The 20,567-nt window shown below is 33.6% G+C and carries 23 protein-coding genes and 2 pseudogenes; 5 read left to right on the plus strand and 20 right to left on the minus strand.

What is annotated here, in order from left to right:
* The first annotated feature begins 1 nt into the window (after position 1).
* Positions 2-2,305: a glycoside hydrolase family 65 protein gene (locus NBE98_RS22235; protein WP_250817374.1), complete on the plus strand. Its 2,304-nt coding sequence runs from the start codon at positions 2-4 to the stop codon at positions 2,303-2,305.
* Positions 2,306-2,448: 143 nt separating this feature from the next.
* Here NBE98_RS22235 and NBE98_RS22240 read toward each other — a convergent pair whose 3' ends face one another.
* The 20 genes and pseudogenes from NBE98_RS22240 to NBE98_RS22335 all read right to left on the minus strand — a co-directional run bounded on the left by NBE98_RS22240 (position 2,449) and on the right by NBE98_RS22335 (position 18,797).
* On the minus strand, positions 2,449-2,652 hold the full coding sequence (locus tag NBE98_RS22240) for a hypothetical protein (protein WP_250817376.1): 204 nt from the start codon (positions 2,650-2,652) through the stop codon (positions 2,449-2,451).
* A gap of 45 nt (positions 2,653-2,697) precedes the next feature.
* Positions 2,698-3,345, minus strand: a complete 648-nt coding sequence (locus tag NBE98_RS22245; RefSeq protein ID WP_250817378.1) for a hypothetical protein — start codon at positions 3,343-3,345, stop codon at positions 2,698-2,700.
* A gap of 149 nt (positions 3,346-3,494) precedes the next feature.
* Positions 3,495-4,319 (minus strand): GNAT family N-acetyltransferase, encoded by an 825-nt coding sequence (locus NBE98_RS22250; RefSeq protein WP_250817380.1) that lies wholly within the window; start codon positions 4,317-4,319, stop codon positions 3,495-3,497.
* A gap of 222 nt (positions 4,320-4,541) precedes the next feature.
* Entirely contained in the window at positions 4,542-5,063 is a 522-nt protein-coding gene (locus NBE98_RS22255) for a P-loop NTPase family protein (protein WP_250817382.1), read from the minus strand.
* Between the two features lie 72 nt (positions 5,064-5,135).
* Positions 5,136-5,810, minus strand: a complete 675-nt coding sequence (locus NBE98_RS22260) for an acyltransferase (RefSeq protein WP_250817384.1) — start codon at positions 5,808-5,810, stop codon at positions 5,136-5,138.
* 257 nt (positions 5,811-6,067) lie between these two features.
* Entirely contained in the window at positions 6,068-6,616 is a 549-nt protein-coding gene (locus NBE98_RS22265; RefSeq protein WP_250817667.1) for a YdeI/OmpD-associated family protein, read from the minus strand.
* Between the two features lie 359 nt (positions 6,617-6,975).
* Entirely contained in the window at positions 6,976-7,464 is a 489-nt protein-coding gene (locus tag NBE98_RS22270) for an NUDIX hydrolase (RefSeq protein ID WP_250817386.1), read from the minus strand.
* A gap of 203 nt (positions 7,465-7,667) precedes the next feature.
* Positions 7,668-7,898, minus strand: coding sequence for an HD domain-containing protein (locus tag NBE98_RS22275; RefSeq protein ID WP_250817387.1), 231 nt, complete (start codon positions 7,896-7,898; stop codon positions 7,668-7,670).
* 177 nt (positions 7,899-8,075) lie between these two features.
* The gene (locus NBE98_RS22280) at positions 8,076-8,417 is read right to left on the minus strand and encodes an HIT domain-containing protein (RefSeq protein ID WP_250817388.1); all 342 of its coding nucleotides are present in this window, start codon (positions 8,415-8,417) and stop codon (positions 8,076-8,078) included.
* A 326-nt stretch (positions 8,418-8,743) separates the two neighbouring features.
* Positions 8,744-9,859 carry a DNA (cytosine-5-)-methyltransferase gene (locus NBE98_RS22285; RefSeq protein ID WP_250817389.1) on the minus strand — a complete coding sequence of 372 codons (1,116 nt, stop codon included), beginning with the start codon at positions 9,857-9,859 and terminating at the stop codon, positions 8,744-8,746.
* A 431-nt stretch (positions 9,860-10,290) separates the two neighbouring features.
* The gene (locus tag NBE98_RS22290) at positions 10,291-11,082 is read right to left on the minus strand and encodes a flavodoxin family protein (RefSeq protein ID WP_250817391.1); all 792 of its coding nucleotides are present in this window, start codon (positions 11,080-11,082) and stop codon (positions 10,291-10,293) included.
* Between the two features lie 223 nt (positions 11,083-11,305).
* A complete protein-coding gene (locus NBE98_RS22295) occupies positions 11,306-11,719 on the minus strand; it encodes a hypothetical protein (protein ID WP_250817394.1) in 414 nt (137 codons plus the stop codon).
* A gap of 305 nt (positions 11,720-12,024) precedes the next feature.
* On the minus strand, positions 12,025-12,525 hold the full coding sequence (locus tag NBE98_RS22300; protein WP_250817396.1) for a GNAT family N-acetyltransferase: 501 nt from the start codon (positions 12,523-12,525) through the stop codon (positions 12,025-12,027).
* A 418-nt stretch (positions 12,526-12,943) separates the two neighbouring features.
* Complete coding sequence (locus NBE98_RS22305) at positions 12,944-13,792, minus strand: MBL fold metallo-hydrolase (protein ID WP_250817398.1); 849 nt, start codon at positions 13,790-13,792, stop codon at positions 12,944-12,946.
* 151 nt (positions 13,793-13,943) lie between these two features.
* Entirely contained in the window at positions 13,944-14,177 is a 234-nt protein-coding gene (locus NBE98_RS22310; RefSeq protein ID WP_250817400.1) for a hypothetical protein, read from the minus strand.
* 397 nt (positions 14,178-14,574) lie between these two features.
* A complete protein-coding gene (locus NBE98_RS22315; protein WP_250817402.1) occupies positions 14,575-15,099 on the minus strand; it encodes a P-loop NTPase family protein in 525 nt (174 codons plus the stop codon).
* A gap of 217 nt (positions 15,100-15,316) precedes the next feature.
* Positions 15,317-15,484, minus strand: a pseudogene (locus NBE98_RS22320) (tyrosine-type recombinase/integrase); the annotation flags it as partial.
* 136 nt (positions 15,485-15,620) lie between these two features.
* On the minus strand, positions 15,621-16,643 hold the full coding sequence (locus NBE98_RS22325) for a site-specific integrase (protein ID WP_250811126.1): 1,023 nt from the start codon (positions 16,641-16,643) through the stop codon (positions 15,621-15,623).
* Positions 16,636-17,610 (minus strand): tyrosine-type recombinase/integrase, encoded by a 975-nt coding sequence (locus NBE98_RS22330; protein WP_250811127.1) that lies wholly within the window; start codon positions 17,608-17,610, stop codon positions 16,636-16,638. The genes NBE98_RS22325 and NBE98_RS22330 overlap by 8 nt, the downstream gene beginning before the upstream one ends.
* Complete coding sequence (locus tag NBE98_RS22335; RefSeq protein WP_250811129.1) at positions 17,610-18,797, minus strand: site-specific integrase; 1,188 nt, start codon at positions 18,795-18,797, stop codon at positions 17,610-17,612. Before NBE98_RS22335 ends, NBE98_RS22330 begins: the two co-directional genes overlap by 1 nt.
* A 219-nt stretch (positions 18,798-19,016) precedes the next feature.
* Here NBE98_RS22335 and NBE98_RS22340 point away from each other — a divergent pair.
* The 4 genes and pseudogenes from NBE98_RS22340 to NBE98_RS22355 form a co-directional block, all read left to right on the plus strand.
* Positions 19,017-19,154 (plus strand): annotated as a pseudogene (locus NBE98_RS22340) (tyrosine-type recombinase/integrase); the annotation flags it as partial.
* Positions 19,155-19,168: 14 nt separating this feature from the next.
* Complete coding sequence (locus NBE98_RS22345; protein ID WP_250817406.1) at positions 19,169-19,558, plus strand: hypothetical protein; 390 nt, start codon at positions 19,169-19,171, stop codon at positions 19,556-19,558.
* A 27-nt stretch (positions 19,559-19,585) separates the two neighbouring features.
* A complete protein-coding gene (locus NBE98_RS22350) occupies positions 19,586-19,729 on the plus strand; it encodes a hypothetical protein (RefSeq protein ID WP_250817408.1) in 144 nt (47 codons plus the stop codon).
* A gap of 34 nt (positions 19,730-19,763) precedes the next feature.
* A complete protein-coding gene (locus NBE98_RS22355; RefSeq protein ID WP_250817409.1) occupies positions 19,764-20,516 on the plus strand; it encodes a tyrosine-type recombinase/integrase in 753 nt (250 codons plus the stop codon).
* Positions 20,517-20,567 lie beyond the last annotated feature (51 nt).

The raw sequence follows: 20,567 nt of genomic DNA on the forward strand, positions 1-20,567 counted from the left end.
TATGAAGCAATGTTTTAAAATTGATGAATGGCTGGTAATAGAGGAAGGTTTTAATCCAAATGAAAATAGAGTAGCTGAAAGCATCTGCAGCCTTGGAAACGGACATATGGGTCAAAGAGCTAATTTTGAAGAAACCTACAGTGGTGATTCTCTTCAAGGAAGCTACCTGGCTGGTGTTTATTATCCAGACAAGACCAGAGTTGGCTGGTGGAAAAACGGCTATCCAGAGTACTTTGCAAAAGTTTTAAATTCAACTAACTGGATAGGAATAAATATAGAGATAAATGGTGAAACCTTAGACTTAGCTAAGGCTGAAGTTAAGGATTTTAAAAGAATACTTAATATGAAGGAAGCATATTTAGAGCGTTCCTTCACTGCAGTACTAGCTAATGGAAATGAAGTTAAAGTAAATGCAAAGAGGTTTTTAAGCTCAGTTTACAAAGAAGTTGGAGCAATAAAATATTCTATCACCCCTGTTAATTTCAGCGGTGAACTTAAAATCACCCCTTACTTAGATGGAGACATAATGAATGAAGACTCCAATTACGACGAAAAATTCTGGGATGAGGTTAAGATTAGTGCTTCTAAAGATATATCTTCTCTAGTTATGAAAACTAAGAAGCTTGATTTCCACATTTGCTCTGCCATGAAATTTAATATTGTTAATAATGGAGCTGGTATTTCAGCTGAAATAGAAACTAATGTGAAAGAAAAATATGTTTCAAATATTGTAACAGTTAATGCTGCTCAAGGCGAAGAAATAGTTATTTACAAGTATGCTGCAAATGTAACCTCCAGAGACTATGAAAAGGAAGAATTAGAGCAAAAAGCTGTAGAAATTTTAAGCAAGGCCTATGAAACTGGCTTTGACAAGCTGTTTGAAGCTCATAAAAAAGCTTGGGAGGTTAAATGGAAGGAAAGCGACATTGTTATTGAAGGTGACGCTGAAGCTCAGCAAGGTATAAGATTTAATATATTCCAGTTAAATCAAACCTATACTGGAGAAGATGAAAGACTAAATATTGGTCCAAAGGGCTTCACCGGTGAAAAATACGGCGGAAGCACCTACTGGGATACAGAAGCTTATTGTATTCCCTTCTACCTTTCAACCTCTGAGGAAAAGGTAGCAAGAAACCTTTTAGTATATAGATATAAGCAGCTTGAAAAAGCTAAAGAAAACGCAAGAAAGCTTGGCTTTAAAAAAGGTGCACTATATCCAATGGTTACAATGAACGGTGAGGAATGCCATAATGAGTGGGAAATCACCTTTGAAGAAATACACAGAAATGGTGCCATAGCTTATGCAATCTACAACTATGTAAACTACACTGGCGATAAAGCTTATCTAGGTCAATATGGCTTTGAGGTGCTTGCAGAAATTTCTCGTTTCTGGGAGGAAAGAGTTCATTTTGCACCTAGAAAAGGCAAATATGTAATGCATGGTGTTACTGGTCCTAATGAATACGAAAATAATGTAAATAATAACTGGTATACCAACAGAATGGCAGCTTGGACATTAGAATACACTTTAGAGGTTATAGACTATCTAAAGGCTAATGAACCAGAAAGCTATAAGAAATTAGAAGCTAAGCTACAAATTAACGCTGAAGAAACAGCTAAGTGGAGAGATATAGTAGATAACATGTTCTATCCTGTTGATGAAGAGCTTGGAATCTTCCTGCAGCAGGAAGGCTATATGGATAAGGAGCAGATACTTGTAAGCGAATTAGCTCCAGCAGATAGACCTTTAAATCAAAAATGGTCTTGGGACAGAATTCTTCGTTCCTGCTTCATAAAGCAAGCTGATGTACTTCAAGGCTTATACTTCCTGGAAGATAAATTTGATGAAGCTACAATAAGAAGAAATTTCAACTTCTATGAGCCTAGAACAGTACATGAATCCTCCCTATCTCCTTGTGTTCACGCAATACTTGCATCAAAGCTTGGAATGCAGGATAAGGCCTACGAAATGTATTTAAGAACCTCAAGACTGGACCTAGATAACTACAACAACGACACCGAGGATGGCTGTCATACAACAAGCATGGCTGGAACTTGGATGTCTGTAGTTCAAGGCTTTGGTGGCATGAGAGTTAGAGATGGAAAACTTCACTTTAACCCATTTATTCCAGGTCACTGGACTTCCTTCTCCTTTAAGGTTATGTTTAGGGACGCACTTTTAAAGGTTACTGCAGCTAAGGAAAGCATAGTAATCAGCAATGAGTCCTATAAAGATCTAACTTTAGTAGTTAATGGCAAGGAGTATACAGCTAAGGCTAATAGCCAATTAACAATTAATAATTAGCACTCATAATAAAGAAGCTGTCGCAAAATACGTTAGTATAAAAGCAGCTTAAATATAAAAAACCTATGCTTTAAAAATTATTTTAGCATAGGTTTTTTATATTTATTTATTTGTTGGACGATATAAGAAAATTGTTCATTATATTAATCATTATTAGTTTTATTCTTATCATTATTTATAATTTTTTTATGATTGATATAAGCATTGATAAACATTAAAATGCTTGCAATCATACTTAAAACAATCGAAGGTGTTGATTTCTTGTCTGATACGTTAAGCATAAAAGATATTAAGAAACAAAATCCTGAAAATAACCATAAATTACGAGATAATTTTAAATTCTTCACAAAAATCCCCCCATGTGTTTTGTTAGGCGTAGTTTTATCCTCATACTATCTAAGTTCTATAATTCTTCCATCTATACTTACAGAATTATCGTTAACCCAATTGATTGTGGGTACTTCTCCAAATCCTCCAACAAAAACCTTTCTTTTTAGTTTTAGTAACCCCATATATGATTTTTCTATATAAGCCTTTGTCCCTCCACCAGTAGCTCCGAGATCAACTGATATTACAGTAATTTTACTTTGTCCATTCGGAGAATAATAAATGTCTTCAATCTTTTCACTTGAAAAACCATCAAACAAAATATTAATACCTAGAGCAAAAATCCCTATGGCTACTATTAATGTATACATTGTCATGGTTACTAACTTTATATAACGTATTTTTATCTTCTTAAACGCTACAGTTATATACAATAGAATAAATGGGATAGCAAGAATTTCATCAATAAAAAATAAGACAAGATATACAAAAGATGCAATAACTAAAAGTAATATATCACTACCAATTGTTTCCTTAGAATAAATCCAATATATAAAAAAAGCTGAATATATAAAATATCCTAAATAGCAAAAGTACTTAAACTTGACAGACTCAAATTCTAGGCCATAAAACGATAACGCACTTACTATTACTAGTATACCAAGATAATACAAACTATTGTTTTTATGCGACAGCATTCTTAAATTCATCATAAATCATCTCTCTTTTCATAATTAATTTCACCTAACGCTTCGTACTCAAGACGCCGAGAAACTTAGAGCGACTGCACTTGGCTTCGCAGGTGTGCTTTGAAGTCTTTTCATGCAAAGCGGACTTGAGCATTTTGTTAGGCGTAGTTCTCCTAATCTAAAAATTCAAACGCACAATCTCCATATTTTACAAACCCAATATTTTCGTATGTTTTAATAGCCGCAATATTTGAGATTGATGTTGCTAATATTGGAGTTCTTCCTTCATTAATTGCTATCTCAATCATATGAAAAATTAGTTCTTTGCCAAAACCATTCCTTCGATACTTTTCATCAATATATACACTAGTAATTTCTACGTAATTAGAAGTTTTTCCTATAAATCTTGCCATTCCAATTGCATTCTTATCTAATTCAAGTATATAAACCCCTGTTTTGATCTTATCTAATATTTTTTTATTATTAGTAACCTCTGCTATATCCTCAGCTGTCTCAGCTTCAAAAAATTTCACAGTAAATTTTTTTACTGTCTCTATGTCACAGTCACTTGTAGCAGCGCGTCTAATTTCACTTCGTAACTTTATATTTATAGTTCTATATTTATCTTCCTCAAGCTTATAAAAAGTGTTTGGTGTTATAGATTTTTCTTTGTTTAATACTTTTAGCAAGCTACTTACTGCTTCTAGTTTTCCAGCTAATAAGATTTTGTTGAAATTTGAAGCTTTAATCTGGTATGCAATATTTTCTAATCCTTGTTCCGATGAGTATGAAAAGTTAGTTAAGTCTGAATTGCCATCATTCCTAATATGTAATATATCTGTTACTTTTCCGTCACCCTTATTGATATATAAACCATCGTACTTATTAGCCTTATTTTGTATTTGCTCAATTAGTATAGCGTTATAGATCTCATCAAAGTATAAGAAATCTAATATCTCTCTTCTCAGCTCCTCAGTGACATAGTTCACTTTTTCCATTTCTCCCTATACCCTCCATTAACACTTAAATAATTGCGCCTAACGTTCCTAATTTCCGACGCCGAGACACTTAGCCAGCCTTGGCTTAGTGTCGCAGGTGCGCATTGTCCATCTTTTCATGGCAATGAGAACGGAATTTTTTTGTTATACGTAGCTTTTGCCACTACACATCGAGCTAAGTTTACTTTTAAGCTTCTTAATTTTTTCTATTATAAATCACTATTAATCTAGATGGATAATGCTTTGGCTGAAAAATGAATCAATATCTTTATTGTTTCTTAAAGTAATAACTTTTTCTTCATATCTTGCTATTCGTTCTTTTAAGTTATCCTTCCCTGTATCATAATTTCTTGACCATTTGAACATACTTTTTAACATCTTATAATCCGCTTTATAAATACACTTTTCTATACCAAGACGTTGCTTTATCCAACGCTTAATTATTCTGTAAGTTCTTATTTTAGTTGGAACATCCAGTAAAACAATTATATCTGCTTCCCTTAGCCCACCTTCAAAACAAGGCCTACCTACATCTTCAATAATCCATTTTGACTGTTGTATTACTGTTCTAAATATCTTGTCCCGCTCTTTTTCTTCTCTTTTACGATTTCCCCAAGGATGTGACTTGTCCGGTATGTGTACAACTTCATCAAGTGACTTATAAGGAATATTCAACTTTTCAGAAAACTTCTTTGCAAGAGTGGATTTACCACTTGAAACTGCCCCAACAATATATATTTTCATTTTCTAAACTTCCTATCATTGATTAATATTAATCCCAATGTGTTGTTTTATCATTTTTGAGAATAATCTCTATTAACATGTGTATAATTGCTTTCTCTCTACAATTTCACCATTGTTTTTCGAAATACTCTTCTCTGGAATATAACCTCTTACAGAACTTAATGGATAAACGATACTATTTTTTCCTATTATTGTCCCTGGGTTTAAAACCGAATTAGATCCTACTTCCGATAAATCACCTACAATTGCACCAAATTTCCTTAAACCAGTTTCAATAATATCTGTACCATATTTTACTTTTACTAATGTTCCATCGGACTTCAAATTGGATGTTATTACACCTGCCCCCAAATGGGCCTTATACCCTAATATTGAATCACCGACATAATTGTAATGGGGAACCTGCGCTTTATTAAAGAGGATTGAATTTTTAATTTCAGTTGAGTTTCCAACTACAACATCATTACCAATGATAACATTGTCTCTAATGTAAGCGGAATGCCTGATTTCGCAATTGTAACCGATAATTGCTGGACCTTTTATAAGAACACTTTTTTCGATAGTAGTCCCTTTGCCAACCCACACAAATTCCTCTATTCTTTCAAAATCGCTTGGCAGATTCTTTGCGTATTCAATAATGAAATTCTTAATTTTTGTAAGAGCTTCCCAAGGATACTTATCCCCTTCAAATATGGCTTTTGTATCTAATTCTTCAATATTTAATAGTTCATTTACAGAAATTTTCATTATAATCCCCCTCTAACTTGTTTCATAATTTTTACAATTGCACCTTATGTTTATGTTAAAACTCTAAAAAATCTCTAGATGCGTAGACGTAACCTCTAATAGACCTGAAATTTCAAATAACGTTTCCAATTTCCGACACCGAGGCACTTAGCCAAGCTGGATGGAAATTTTTTGTTATAAGCAGCTTTAACCATTGCACTTTAAATTAAATCAATAAAAAATACTTTGATTACAATTATATTCAATCACTTTTTCTCTTACATTGGTTTTAAATTTAAATTGAGTCTGTCTATAATTTTTTCAAGTCTTCTCTTTTTAGCATCATCAGATTTTGCATCAAAATATAGTCCAGTATAATTTTTCCTAACAGATGGAGACATAGAATTAAAATTTCTATAAGCTGGTTCAATATCTTTTATTAATTCTGATAACATTTGCACCTGATCATCTGTTATAGGTTCAGGTTTAGGTGCATCCCACATTCCGTTTTTCTTTGCTTCTTCAACTTTAGCTCGTCCAAATTCAGTCATTATTCCTTTACATTCAAGTTCTTTTACAAGATTTTTATTTTTATCTGACCACTTGCTTCCTTTTCTTCTTGATGAAAAATATTTTAAATACTTTGTATCGTCTATACTTTGCATTTGACCATCAATCCACCCAAAACACAACGCTTCTTCCAAGGCTTCACTAGCCTTAAGAGTTTTAATACTTACATGCTTACTAAACACCAACCAGATCCCGCTACTTGTGGTACAATTTTTATTTAACCAATTTCTGAAATCCAATCTTGTTTCAAATAGCATTTGTTCCAAATTAATTCACCATCCTTTATACAATCAATCTTTACTTCGCTATTTTTTATAGTTTTAAATTAATAATTCCTAATATATAAATCTTTATATAATTACTTTCTATCAACAAAGTTACGTATAACGTTTCGAATTTCCGGCACCGAGACACTTAGCTAGACTTGGCTTAGTGTCGCAGGTGTAGCTTGGCTATCTTCTCAAGCCAAGCTGGACAGAAATTTATTGTTATATGTAGTTTTAAACACAATACTTTAAATTAAGTCTATCCAGATAACTTTAAACTTGTTACAGAATAATCTCTAACATAGTAACGAACTAAGAGAATTGTGACATTTTAAGGTGAAGTTGAAGTCTTAATTATTTTCATCTAAGTATTTTTTTGCTTCTTTTAATGCTATTAATTCTCTTTGCTTTATGTATTCTTCGTACTCATTTTCTTTTTCAAGAATTTTTATAGCCTCATCTATTAAGTACCATTCTACTTTATACCCTTGTTCCAATTCATCTGGCATAAAATTAGGTTCTTGAATCTCTCCACTTACTTTTGTAAGATAAAAATATGTAATTTGCTTCATTCTTCTTTCTTGCAAGTTTTCAACAACTATACCTAGCTCACTTATGATTTGAATATTTGCACCTGTTTCTTCTTTTAACTCTCTATATAAAGCTTCTTGTATATTTTCATTTGAATCCACCCCGCCGCCCGGTAACATATGAAAATACATATTTGTTAAATTCATTAGAATTATTTCATTTTTATCATTTAACACTATCCCTGCAGCCCTATTTCTTTCTTTAAAGCCACTATTTATTTCATCTCCCAAAGTATTTAGTTTTTTCATTTACTTCTCCCCCCACCAAGTCAAAATCTATAGATTACAAGCTTCATCCACTAATTTATATTGTTTTACATCTGCGTTTGAAAAAATCATGTGAAAATTTGCGAGTTACCATTCTGTTTATCTAAAATTACATATAAACTTAATTGATTGATTTAATTTATTAGGCAAATCTTGAGGAACTGCATGCCCTATTCCTTGATTTACTATAAATTTATATGAAAATTCACATCGTATGCTTTAATTTCACATTCCATAGCTATGAAAAATTTAGTCATAAAGCGAAGTCTCTCTTCAGCTATTTCTTTTGATTTATCTAGATGTAACTTATCTAGTATATTAAAATGTTCCCTTTTAAATTCGATATTTGGAGCAGCAAATCCATTTGTACTTCCTATTGGATTATAATATATACTATTACCATACTTGCTACTCATTACAAATAACCTAGCAACGCCTACAGCACCAATCCCATCTATTTTATCTATATCAAATGATTGTGCGAGTTCAATTGCTATTTTTTTACTCTTAATGTATGATCGTAATCATGAGCAGAACATGTAATCTACTTTGAATATAAGTAGAAATCTTTTCTTCTATTTCCTTCCTTTTGATTACATTTCCCATTTCAATTGCCTTCCTCCTATTAAATGATAATGTAAATGCATTACTTCTTGTTGTCCATGTTTACCTGTATTGGTTACAATTCTAAATCCTGAGTCATCTATATTTAACAGTTTCGAAATATGAATAAAAGCTTTATGCATTTCTGTGATGTATATATGATCATTATCAGTAATATCTAAAATATTTACTATATGCTTTTTGGGTACAACTAAAACATGGACATCTGTTGTTGGTGTTATGGTATAAAACGAAATGACATAATCGTTCTCATAAACAATTTCCGCATATTCTTCTTTGTTAATTATCCGGCAAAAAACACAGTCTCTCATAATTTATTTCTCCTTTTATTTAGTATTTCCAGTAAGCTTATGGCGCATAACATCTCGTGCTGCAGACATTCATGAACCTTAGCCCGACCGCGCTTGCTTAAGGAATGTTCCTTGGCGACTTCCTACCACTAACCTATATATAGATTATAAACCATATATTTACACACTGCTATATGTAAAAAGCCGTCCAGCCAAAGCGGACGGCAACATACTGTTATCTGATGTTTTTGGTCTTTTATTCTCTAGATACGTAAGATACCCCTCTTATATTTTTTTAAGTAGTTACAATATAAAGGAGTTTCTTATTACTTATCTACTAACAACGCTTATTTTCTCCCGTATGTAATTAGCAATCCCTGTACTTTTAAAAATGATTTTCTACTTTCAATACTTCTAAAATACTCTATTATTTTAGACTGCATATTGAAATAGGATTCAGCGGAAGCCCTGTCAATTCCTCTATTCATAAATAATTCAATCAAATTTTCCCTTTCAGATAAGTTAAGAGGCTTATCCCATCCATTGATTTCAATAAAATCTTGTACTTTTTCCTCATAATCTTGACTATCAGGGTTTACATACATTACTTTATCGTTCATACGAATATCAATATCATGCAAACCTAATTGCTGCATATAAAATGGAAGCCGCATTCCGATTGCATAGTCTCTTCCTTCGCACTCCAGTTCTTTTTTCCACACCTTATGGAAATCAAAGGCTGTGCAAAGATAATCATAGTTAATATTATCAATGTATAATCCATCATTTTCAAATTCCCTGTTAACATCCACACAGGCAACAAGACCACCTATCTTAACAGAAGCCACCATTCTTCTTAATACTTCTATAGGTCTATTCATATGCCGTAATCCGGCTTGACAGACAGCCATATCGTACATCTTATCTGTTTCGAGAGAATATATTTCTGATGTTATAAACTCTACATCAAATACAGTGTTTTTAAAATTCACTTTAGCTTTATTTGTAAAATATTCGTTATCCACCCCTGTATAAGTACTTCCCTCAGGTAAAATCTCAAGCAGCTTCATCCCTAATGAACCCTCACCACACCTGAATTCAATAACATCTATTGGCGATTCTACATGCCAAACATTTTTAACTAGAAATCTTAGATAGTCATCGTTCCAAAAGTATTTTCTATTCTTATATAGTTTATCAGTCTTACCATTAAAGCTATCACGATTATCTGAATTTCTCGGTATGTATGCCTTATGGCGTAGTGGTTTAAGACCTAATAATTCATCAACTGAAACACTAAAGTATTCAGCTATGCATGGTAGCAAAGTAATATCTGGCATAGTCGTACCTGTCTCCCATTTGCTTACTGATTGGAACGACACACCTAATACATCTGCTAAATCCTGCTGACCAATTCCCTTATCTTTTCTCAACTCTGCTATTTTAAGTTTAACCGTTGTCATTTAATAACCTCCTTGAATTTCATAACTTAATGCTACCATAGCCACTCAATCAAACCCATAACGTAATGCGTGAATTAACTCGCACATTAGTTGAAAAGATTAATCCTTAATTCGATCTATTCCATCCTCGGAGCTTATTCTATGTGTAAATAAAAATAAAGGCCACTACGTGCGTAATCATAAACTTCCACAGACCTAAAATTCTAGATAACGTCTCCCACTCACGGCGTGCCTAAACCTAGCCAGACTTGGCTTGGTGAAGGGATGTGCTTTGGCTACCTCGAAGGCTTGACCCTAACTAAGCTAAAGCGAAGTTGAATGCATTGTTATACGTAGTTTTAATTACTAAACTTTGAGCTGAATCTAATCTATATATCTTTAAATTAATTTCGTATTAAAAATATACCGAAAGACTCATTAACAGATAATATTCATTTTTTATATGTAACAATCATTTTTGGTGAAAGATATTTTCCAATTCGATAGACCAGTTTTCCAAACACTTTTTTATGTATTGGCAATGGAATTCCTGAAGCATATCTCATACCTACATACTGTTTCCAAAAAACTCCGTCTTGTGTTTCGTATTCTGTTCCGGGTGCATATTCTTCACACATGGCTTGAAATAAGTTGAAAGGAATTAAAACTCCAATTTTGGGAGAGTGGAGCTTTCTTGATTTTAAATCTATATAAAATGCCTTCGAAATTTTATAAACCTTTTTTATGTGTTTTTCCGATGGTTTATAGTCATTCCAACTTAATGCAACAATCGGCAATTGATAGCATTTATTAAATCCCCATCCTGGTAGTGTATTTGCAAGAGATTGAGTAACACTATTTGCAGAAACACCACCTGTAGTGGAAATAATTAAAGCCTTTTTATCAAAGTATCTTGGGCGATGAAGCAAAAATGCTAAATGGTCGGTAAAATTTTTGGCAATAGCGGGAATGGCACCTTGAAAACAGGAAACAGCAAAAATTACTCCATCGCATTTTCCAATCCTATCCATAATAGGCTCTACATATTGATTATGAGGACAAAAAGTATGTCCTTTCCTAAAGCACAGGCTACAACCTGTGCAGAATGGAACATTCCATTCGCTTAAATGTATCTCTTCAAATTCTACTGTATTATCAATTTCTTGTATTTGTTCTTTTACTTTCTCGGTTAACCTCCATGTATTACCTTTATGTGGACTGCCGTTAATTACCAATATTCTCATTTTGCATATCCCCCAATTATATGATTAAATAAATACTACTTACTTCGTCTTTTCCCATAATTATGTCCCAATAAAACCAAATCCAAAAACCTTTTAAGCTGTCACTCTTTTTAACTAAAATTACGTATAACATCTCGCACTCACGACGTTTGCTAGCCTAAGATAGCTCCTATCTTAGGCTGTCAAATGTGCGCAGCGAACGGGTGTATTTTGTTATGTGCAGTCACCAAACACATTCTTCACAAATGTTATAAGAGACATTAGGCACTAACTCACCTGATTTAATCATAGAAACAACCTTTTCTCTGTCTTTAAGATTTATGTTAAAGTCTCTTCCAAGAATTATATTCGTAAATGGAACAAAACAAACAATTAGTATTGTTATTATACTAATTGCAAAAGGAATAATTACTCCAAATCTTTCTTTTCGCACATTTCGTATAAAGTATACTATGCTCCAAATCACTCCTCCCAAAAACAACAAGCCAATAAACAATTCTACTAAAGGTTCTAAGAACACTGTAATAATTTCAATTAAGCGCCATCTGAAAATATTTATAAGCATCAATAAAACACTTGATACAATAGAAAAATATAATACTTTTGGAATACGCTTCTTTTCTCTACTTAGTTCCATGATTAAACCTCCTTCTCAATATGGGATTGCACATAACGTCTCCCACTCACGACGTGCCTCAGCGTTACAGAAACTTAGAAAAGCTTACATAGCTCTTATGTTAGTTTTTCTAAGTTCCGGCTCGGTTAGCTGAGACATGTGCTTTGGCTTCTTCGAAGGCTAGAATAACATGCAGCCAAAGCGAACTTGAGTGCACTGTTATCTGAAGGAACAATATAACCTTTAATGACTTTCCATAAGATTTAGATTAACAGATAGATATATTTATTAGTATTTATACACTTTGAATTATGCTCATAGTGTAACTATTCAATTATACCTTCGACCAATCCATACATTCGATAAAAGGCCAACCCATTCTTATTTTGTAACATACAAGACAGAGAGGCATATTCGTAGTCACTATTTGAGAAAATATTTTTAAAAGCATGTGTTAATAAGTATGTACCATACCCTAATCGATGAAAATCAGGTTTAACTACAAGTTTATCCACAATATTTCCGTTAAGCCAATAAAACCCTATAAGTTCGTTTCCTTTCCAAAATGATTTGAAAGAATCCGTAAAGTATTGTTTTCTACTTAAATCATGTATATATTTTATCGTATCATCCAAGTTGCTCGACGGAACTTGAAAACTAAAAGCATTATTCAGTAGCATACAATAGTCCTTTATTAAGCTTATATCAAACATATTTTCAATTAATATAAGTTCATTTATTTTTTTATCAAAATCTTTTCTATAAAGAATAAACTCTTGAGAAATCCATGGATTACCTGGGTCAAAGATATACTCTGTTGTATCCATAACTAACACCACCTTATATAAATAATCCTAACAAACTTATTTTTTACTTTTTTATAACTATTGATTTTGTAATTTAACTTATAATTTTGCTCTGAAATTATACTACTCTTTCAGATAACGTTCCCGTGTTGCCGACGTTTCTGAACCAGACCCTTAAGGAATACCCCTTGGCGTGCTTGCACCGGTAAAGAAATATACCTTGGCGACAACTTTGTACATAACCTATATATTGATTATAACCCACAATTTTACACATGCCTACATAAAAAAAGTTCACCAGCCAAGGTGAACGGCAACATTTTGTTATACGCTGCTTTAGACTCTACACTTTGAGCTGAGTCCAATCAAAAATTCAAATTTGCTTCACATAATATGAATATTGTGTAGTTAAGTATTTATAATTAACACAAAAGAAAATTTATAAACTTATCTCTAATCCGTCATAAGCGATGTGATAGCCACTTTTTGTTGCTAACTTTTCCATCACCTCATGAATATCATTACCCTCGTGTGATATATGTGTTGCATAAACTATACTGTTTTCATCAATAATCTCTTCTTCTTTCATTCTCCTAATAATATCAATAACTTGTCCTGCATCCAGATATCCACCAGCATTAAAACCTTCTCCATATGTATGATCAAGAATAACTAAAGCAAGCTTAAACTTTTTTAAAATATTCCATGCCCTATCGGATAACCTCAGCAAATCAGTTCCATACAAAATACTTCTATTATCGGAACTAATTATAAATATTAAGGAGTTCTCACTAACATCATGTAAAGATTCTATAGCTGTAATAAAATATTTACCTATCTTAATACAATCCCCATTATCGATATACTTAATATCCATACTAAGTATATCTAGCCAATTTGAATCAAACAAATCGGCATTAGATTCCTCAGTTTTGAGCCATTTATCTAAAGACTTTACGGTGTCTATAGATGCTAATAAATCAATACGTTCTATATTTTCTGTTGCATACTCTTTAAGACGTGTTATTAAGTGTCCTGCAGCAAAATGGTCAGAATGTCCATGAGTTTGTAGGATATATTTGACCTTGGTCAAATCAATATTATACATAGCAGATGAAGTTACAACATCAGGTCCTAAATCAATAAGTAAATCTTCATTTATAAGCAAGGATGCTCTTTTTCTTAAATCTTTTCCTTTCTTTATTCGAGCACTTTGACATACTCTACATTTACAAAAGACCAACGGACATGATGTTGCCGCTGAAGTACCTAAAAACATTATTCTCATTTAGTTTCACATACTTTCTATTCAAACTTTTTATATGTCATAATTTACAATTTCGCATTATAAAAAAATATGCATTAACTAAGCCACACATTATGCTCATTTGTTCATTTAGACAAATTGGAATTTGTATACTCGTAATAGACAATAAGATTCACTTTTTTGTTTTTATGTGTAATATGAGAGATAATATCAAGCATATTGCAGTTGGAGGCAAAAACAGTACGCTGTGAATTAAAACATCGAGTTCAGCCCCAGTAGAAGCATATGGGCTATACTCTTGAATATTGTAAATATAAAATATGCCTGCAAAATAGCACATTAATAGTACGATTCCTATTCCAAATAAAATTTTTACTTTAATACCTATTTTAATTTTAGACTTCATTTAGTAACCTCCTACATTAAATATATAATTCTTGATTAAAATCTCATAGACAAATTACTATTTGTTTGCAAATCATATAAATAATTTTTACTTTGCAGTTTTCTACAATTGCGTCCCTATAAAAATAAACAAAAACTTTTAAGCTACCACTCTGTTAATCTAAAATTACATCTAACGTCTCGCATTCAAGACGTTCCTGAACCTAGCCAGACCTGGCTTGGTGAAGGAATGTGCTTTGGCTCCTTCAGAGGCTTGACCCTAGTTTAGCCAAAGCGAACTTGAATGTTTTGTTAGATGTAGTTTTAGCCGCTACACTTTGAGCTGAGTCTATTCTTTTAACCTTAAATTTAATTCGCATTAAAAGAAAAGTGCGTGGTAACACAGTTTCTGATTATGCTTATTTTGTGCGGTTGTATCCCTCAATTATTAATTGAATATTTTCTGAAATTGCTTTAGTGCCATCAAGATGAAGTATTGGACAAGCTAATGTTTTTGTCCATTCATCAATAATTGAAAGATTGCGAGTTCTAACAAATTCTAAAAAACCTTGTTCTTGCTCATACATATCGCCACCTACTAAAACACGTTCTCCATATTGTTCTAATGACCTGCGTTTCACACGTTCTAAACGTATATCAATCGGGACAGATAGGAATACACCTAATTTATACATAGAACTAATTTTATCACCATAATCACCTTTTACAGATGAAAGCACAAATGAATCACATTTCTCTATATCAACAAGCATTAATTCAATCACTGTATCTTTAGAGCGTGGTTTGGAGTAAGGAATTTCTGATTCTTCAAAGTAATAGTCTTCAACATCTAAATGTTTAATTTTTAGTTTACGAGCCAATTCACATCCTAATGTAGTTTTGCCACATCCATTTGCACCAAAAATAACAATTCCATTTGGCATTCTATACACCACCTAATATAAATAATCTTCCGTTCGCACTTATTTACAAGTCCGTCCTTAAAAAACAAATAAAAAACTTTTAAACTGTCACTCTGTTTATCTAAAATTACATCTAACTTAAATATTCCTTCTGTTACTGTCTGGATATACCTAACTTTAGCAGTATTCCCGACGTTCATGTCGGGAAATATTACTATAGCTTAAGATCTCCCACCCCTCATAACTTAAAATTTCTACTAGTGCCAAGCTTGTCTAAAGGACTTTGTATATTTGAAATATTTTTCTGAGTAACATGAGTATATATTTCAGTGGTTTTAGAGCTTGAATGCCCTAGCAACTCCTGTATAAATCTCAAGTCAGTACCGCCCTCAAGAAGATGAGTTGCAAATGAATGCCTTTTATGTAGAGCTCTCCATAAAAGACATTATGTAGAGTCAAATATTATGGGGAGTACATAGTGTTTTTCATGTATTTTAAGGTGATTACACTAAAATCACTCACCATAATACTTAAAAGCTATTCTATTCGCATAAGCCATTCAACCACTTCATTAGATCTCCATCTTCCTCCCATCTTGGAATTTCATCGGGGACTAAATCAACATATGCATTTTCAATAGCCTTTCTTTTCATTTCACTGTCCGCTCTCGCGTATATCTCTGTTGTAGAGCAATCTGCATGCCCAAGAAAATCACGTATATATATGAGATTTACTCCTGATTGAAGCAAGTGCATGGCTTTTGCATGACGGAGCACGTGAGGAGTTATATGAAAATTAACTTTAAATAAAGATTTTTCCCTTGCCATCTCCACATACTTATTTAAAATATAGGAAACTCCCCATCTAGATAGCTTCTGGTTCTTTTGATTTGTGAAAAGGTAATTATCTGTCTTTGCAAGCCCAAAATGATACTTTTTTATTTTAAGGTATTTTTCAAGTAGTTCTGATGTCCCGCCCATTAAAGGAACCTGACGAATCTTATTGCCCTTACCGTGCAAGGTAATTACTGAGGGATCAGAAAGCCGTATATCTTTAATCCTAATTTCTGTGAGTTCTTGAACTCTTGCACCAGTATCGTACAAAACTGATAGAAGCACCATATCCCGAAATCCTTCGTAAGTAGATGAGTCAGGCTGCTGTAGCAGAATTCTTATTTCAGTACCCGTTAGGTACTGGACTAACCCTTTCTGACTTTTCTTGTTTGGAATAGAAAGGATTTTTTGTATTTCAAATAAGTTTTCAGGAACTTCCTTTTGTACATATTGAAAAAATGAATGTAGTACAGCTAGTCTATGGTTACGTGTTGAAATTGAACATTCTCTTTTTTCTTCAAGCCATTGAAGATATTCCACAACAAGTTCCTTTGTCAGTTGATTCATGCTTATTGTCTCAGGTCTCATCGACCTTTTTGTTGTGCAGAATACCAAGAAGAGTTTAAAAGTATCGCGATACGATGATATAGTATGTACACTCGCATTTTTCTGTCCAGGAAGGTATTTTGATAAAAAGTATGAAAGATATCTTGGAAAATCAGCATTATTCATCAAACTCACCACCTAGCGGTATAACGTAACCAAAGTCTGCTTCAACTCGATTAATGATATTAGGATACAGATCAGCAGTTAGCCTAAGATAATATTGTGTACCTCTAAAATCTGAATGCCCCATATATGCTGCAAGATATGGAAGGAGATTGGTCAATTCCTCACCTGAAAGAACCCAGCCTTTGAGGCACTTTACAGCAAAATTATGTCTCAAATCATGTACTCTAGGTCCTGCATCTGTGTGTGATATACCTGCATTCTGCAGATAGTCGCGAAAGCGACGGTACATTGTGCTCTGATCAATTCTTTTATTGTTCTTTGTAGTAAATAGATAAGCACTATCATTAGAATATCTATGGATTTTCTCCTTAAGCTCAATGATGCGTTCCGTTAGGCTGGGAGAAAGAGGGATTATACGGTCTTTATTATTTTTAGCGTGATATATAGTCAAAATACCTTCGGTAGGACTGAAATCACTTATGAGGAGGTTTAATGCTTCAGAAATTCTCATGCCAGTTCCATAAAGAAGTCGAAAGAATACAGGGTCAATAATACTCCTATTGGTATAAAATGAATCCTTCCAAGAGTCAATTGTATGGAAGATTTGTGCCATTTCTTCTTCAGTAAATATATACGGTACGTGAGTGCCTTGATTCTGTGGTGCTGACTTGATTTCAGGCACATAAACTTCATGAAATCCATTCTTCGTAAGGAACAAGGCAAAATCGTGCATGAGCCGTTCTTTCAAGTAGTAGCTAGATGGACGTTCTACAGCTGAATAAATAAATTCATTCAGCATGGGTTTTGTCAGGCGTGAGCCTGAGTAACCATTTCTGGAGTAGTATTCATCGAATCTTTTCAAATAGTGTTCCTGTTGGTTAAATCGAAATCCTGTCATTCGTTTCTCCTTAAGATAAGATATAAGCATATCGGAGATATCGCTTTGCCATTGGTATTTTTCTTTCATTACTGGAACACCTCCTCCGGATCTAAGGCACATTTTCTCAGCCCTTCAATATCTATCTTAATGTAGATACTGGTTGTGTTTATACTCTGATGGCCCAGTGTTTCTGAAATTACTGACAAAGGAGCTTTCGCTTCAAGCATATTTTTGGCTAAGGTGCTTCTTAGTGAATGCATACCACAAATGACACCAGATGGAATATTAATCCCCGCTGCCTCCATGTAGCGGCGCAGTTCTCTTTGAAAACACTCGTTTTCGCCGAAGGCATCAAAAGGAGCTCTATGTCTGACAAATATCCTGTTACTCGCTGTTCTAGGGCGGCCATTCTTAAGATAATCAATGAGCGCCCAACCTATATCATCTAGAATCGGCAACTCTATTGCTTTACAGGTTTTTTGCATTATAATACTGATTGTCTTACGACTCCAATTCAAATTGGAAAGCTGCATCCTGCGGATGTCACTAACTCTTAAACCAAGACGAACAATGAGAAGCAGTATTGCAAAGTCACGCTTACCCTTCGGGTCTCCCCTATCAATAATGGACAATAGTTTTTTTACATCTTCTGTTTTCCATGAGTAAGGAATAAAGGCATTCCGTAGGATTCTTATATGCGGTAAAGATGAGGCAATATCTATTTTTATAAATCCTGCTTCCTTCAGGAAAGATAAATAGTTACGCAACACATATACAACAGTGGCTACATACTTTGGTTTTGATTCTTCATAGTTAGCTAAAAACTTAGAAATAAGAACTGATGTGATCTTGCCTGAATTAGATATACCTTTTTCATCAAGGAAAGTGAGAAGTTTATGTATTATGTTATTGTTACATACTATAGTTGCATCTGCATAATTACGTTCTTGATATTCTTGTTGAAACTGCTTATATTCTTTCTCAAAGCCAGGTGGACAAATAAATGGTTGTATATGTGATCGAATAAAGAAGGATAGTTCGCCAGTTTCCATAAAGATTAGAAGATTTTGAACAGGTTTCATCACCCTACCTGTTTTACGGTCGGAAGACCCCCAGAATCCCTGGAGTTTAGTGCCAGTTTTACACTTAATATAATCCATTCCAACCTCTTCTGTTAATTTTGTGATGTTTTTTTCCTTCATGAACTTTAGGAGGCTGTTAAGTACACCTCGATGATTTTTGATGGTGGAAATGGCATATTCGCGTTCTGCCATTATTTTTACAACCGAGTTAATTGCATTGCTGATAGATTGTAAGTTATCCAAAATAATACTCATCCTTTCTTTTTATAGATAAGATAAGTATTGCCATATTATGGTGAGTGTTTTATGATAAAAATAAGATAAATTCAGGAAACATGTAGTTTACTCCACATAATGTGTGACTCTACATAATGCCTCTTATGTAGAGCTCTCCATAAAAGACATACATTCTGTACAAGGCTTGTGAGTAAGGGAGTACCCCTGACAACTGTAAGTAAACTTGCAGGTCATAGTAGTGTAGAAACAACAGCAAAGTTCTATATCAACAGCAGCAAAGAGGAAAAGATGAGGGCAGTAAGCCTACTATAGAGAGGAGAAAAGAAATGATAACAATATATACTTTTGATGAGATAGGAAAAATCAACACAATTTCAGAGGTATTCAAGGATGAATTGAAAAGATATTTCCAAGAGATAGCTGAAGGAATAGTAGGAAATGAATGGAGAGAATACAGCCTAGAAGAAGTCGGACCAATTCTAGTGATAGAACATAACGACAAAGTTGATATTTTGGATGAATACGGACTAATGCAGGGAAGCAAGACAATACCAATGTCTATTCCAGAGTTTGCATTGAGAACAAGAGTAGATGGAAGAGATATGCTGAAGATAATCTGGATTTGCAATGATTCCTTTGGACTATCTGTGTACTACCCGATAGGGCAATTTGGTAAGGAATTTGATGAATACATAATGGAATTTCTAATGGACTAACAAGAAAAAGAATTGGAGGAATGTAAGATGGAACTATTGATACTGATAGCAAGAATAATAGTGATGATACTGGAAGGAGCTGTGGCGAGTAAGGCTGCAAGTACTGTGGCAAAGGAAAGCGGAGTGAATTTTGAAAAGCTTTGGAATCTCATACCTGACAAATACAAGTAATCACCCATTGCACCTAGAGAAAGGAAGGATTCAGGTGATACTAATACAAGCAAATGAGTTGTTTGAAAAAAATATGTTGACTATGCAAAAAAGCAAAGAAACTATACGAAGCTATGGAAAAGACATGAAGCTTTTTCGACAGTACCTATACTCAAAATACAATGGCGAGGTGTATGTAGATGAGATAACAGTAGAAGACATAGAGGAATTTCTTCTATATGTACTGGAGGAAAGAAACTATGCCCCTGCTAGCCGAAGGAGGCTTCTAATCACTATAAAAAGCTTCCTCACATTCTGCACAAAGAAAAACTACTGCAAGAACAATGTTGCAAAGGAAGTTGCGTATGTGAAGCTGGACTATAAAGAAAGGGTAAGCCTAACAGAAGATGAAGTCAAAGCTCTATTTTCAGCAACTAAAGAACCTCTCATAAGGCTCATTTTTCAGACTCTATACTATACAGGACTGAGAGTCAGCGAATGCGTGAATCTGACTATGAACTGTATTGATTTCACAAACAATGTCATACTTGTAAAGAGTGGAAAAGGAAACAAAGACAGGAGCATACCAATGAATGCTAAGCTAAGAACACTCCTAATGGACTATGTACAGGCTTGGAGAAATGGTCAAAATACAGATAGACTATTTTGCACGAAATCAGGAGGCATTTGCCCTTCATACATCAACAGAAAGCTGAAGAACTCTGCAAGGGAGGCTGGAATAGCAAAGCATTTGACAGCCCACATCCTGAGACATTATGTAGAGTCAAATATTATGGGGAGTACATAGTGTTTTTCATGTATTTTAAGGTGATTACACTAAAATCACTCACCATAATAC

It is taken from the genome of Clostridium swellfunianum (genome assembly GCF_023656515.1).
Lineage (GTDB): Bacteria > Bacillota > Clostridia > Clostridiales > Clostridiaceae > Clostridium_AT > Clostridium_AT swellfunianum.

Bases quoted from the DNA above. Each gene is read 5' to 3' on its own strand.
- NBE98_RS22335 (WP_250811129.1), bottom strand. From the start codon at position 18,797: ATGGCAGAACGCGAATATGCCATTTCCACCATCAAAAATCATCGAGGT.
- NBE98_RS22260 (WP_250817384.1), bottom strand. From the start codon at position 5,810: ATGAAAATTTCTGTAAATGAACTATTAAATATTGAAGAATTAGATACA.
- NBE98_RS22315 (WP_250817402.1), bottom strand. From the start codon at position 15,099: ATGCCAAATGGAATTGTTATTTTTGGTGCAAATGGATGTGGCAAAACT.
- NBE98_RS22285 (WP_250817389.1), bottom strand. From the start codon at position 9,859: ATGACAACGGTTAAACTTAAAATAGCAGAGTTGAGAAAAGATAAGGGA.
- NBE98_RS22235 (WP_250817374.1), top strand. From the start codon at position 2: ATGAAGCAATGTTTTAAAATTGATGAATGGCTGGTAATAGAGGAAGGT.
- NBE98_RS22345 (WP_250817406.1), top strand. From the start codon at position 19,169: ATGATAACAATATATACTTTTGATGAGATAGGAAAAATCAACACAATT.
- NBE98_RS22250 (WP_250817380.1), bottom strand. From the start codon at position 4,319: ATGGAAAAAGTGAACTATGTCACTGAGGAGCTGAGAAGAGAGATATTA.
- NBE98_RS22305 (WP_250817398.1), bottom strand. From the start codon at position 13,792: ATGAGAATAATGTTTTTAGGTACTTCAGCGGCAACATCATGTCCGTTG.
- NBE98_RS22270 (WP_250817386.1), bottom strand. From the start codon at position 7,464: ATGAAAAAACTAAATACTTTGGGAGATGAAATAAATAGTGGCTTTAAA.
- NBE98_RS22295 (WP_250817394.1), bottom strand. From the start codon at position 11,719: ATGGAACTAAGTAGAGAAAAGAAGCGTATTCCAAAAGTATTATATTTT.
- NBE98_RS22290 (WP_250817391.1), bottom strand. From the start codon at position 11,082: ATGAGAATATTGGTAATTAACGGCAGTCCACATAAAGGTAATACATGG.
- NBE98_RS22245 (WP_250817378.1), bottom strand. From the start codon at position 3,345: ATGATGAATTTAAGAATGCTGTCGCATAAAAACAATAGTTTGTATTAT.
- NBE98_RS22265 (WP_250817667.1), bottom strand. From the start codon at position 6,616: ATGCTATTTGAAACAAGATTGGATTTCAGAAATTGGTTAAATAAAAAT.
- NBE98_RS22255 (WP_250817382.1), bottom strand. From the start codon at position 5,063: ATGAAAATATATATTGTTGGGGCAGTTTCAAGTGGTAAATCCACTCTT.
- NBE98_RS22280 (WP_250817388.1), bottom strand. From the start codon at position 8,417: ATGAGAGACTGTGTTTTTTGCCGGATAATTAACAAAGAAGAATATGCG.
- NBE98_RS22310 (WP_250817400.1), bottom strand. From the start codon at position 14,177: ATGAAGTCTAAAATTAAAATAGGTATTAAAGTAAAAATTTTATTTGGA.
- NBE98_RS22275 (WP_250817387.1), bottom strand. From the start codon at position 7,898: ATGAGTAGCAAGTATGGTAATAGTATATATTATAATCCAATAGGAAGT.
- NBE98_RS22300 (WP_250817396.1), bottom strand. From the start codon at position 12,525: ATGGATACAACAGAGTATATCTTTGACCCAGGTAATCCATGGATTTCT.
- NBE98_RS22325 (WP_250811126.1), bottom strand. From the start codon at position 16,643: ATGAATAATGCTGATTTTCCAAGATATCTTTCATACTTTTTATCAAAA.
- NBE98_RS22350 (WP_250817408.1), top strand. From the start codon at position 19,586: ATGGAACTATTGATACTGATAGCAAGAATAATAGTGATGATACTGGAA.
- NBE98_RS22330 (WP_250811127.1), bottom strand. From the start codon at position 17,610: ATGAAAGAAAAATACCAATGGCAAAGCGATATCTCCGATATGCTTATA.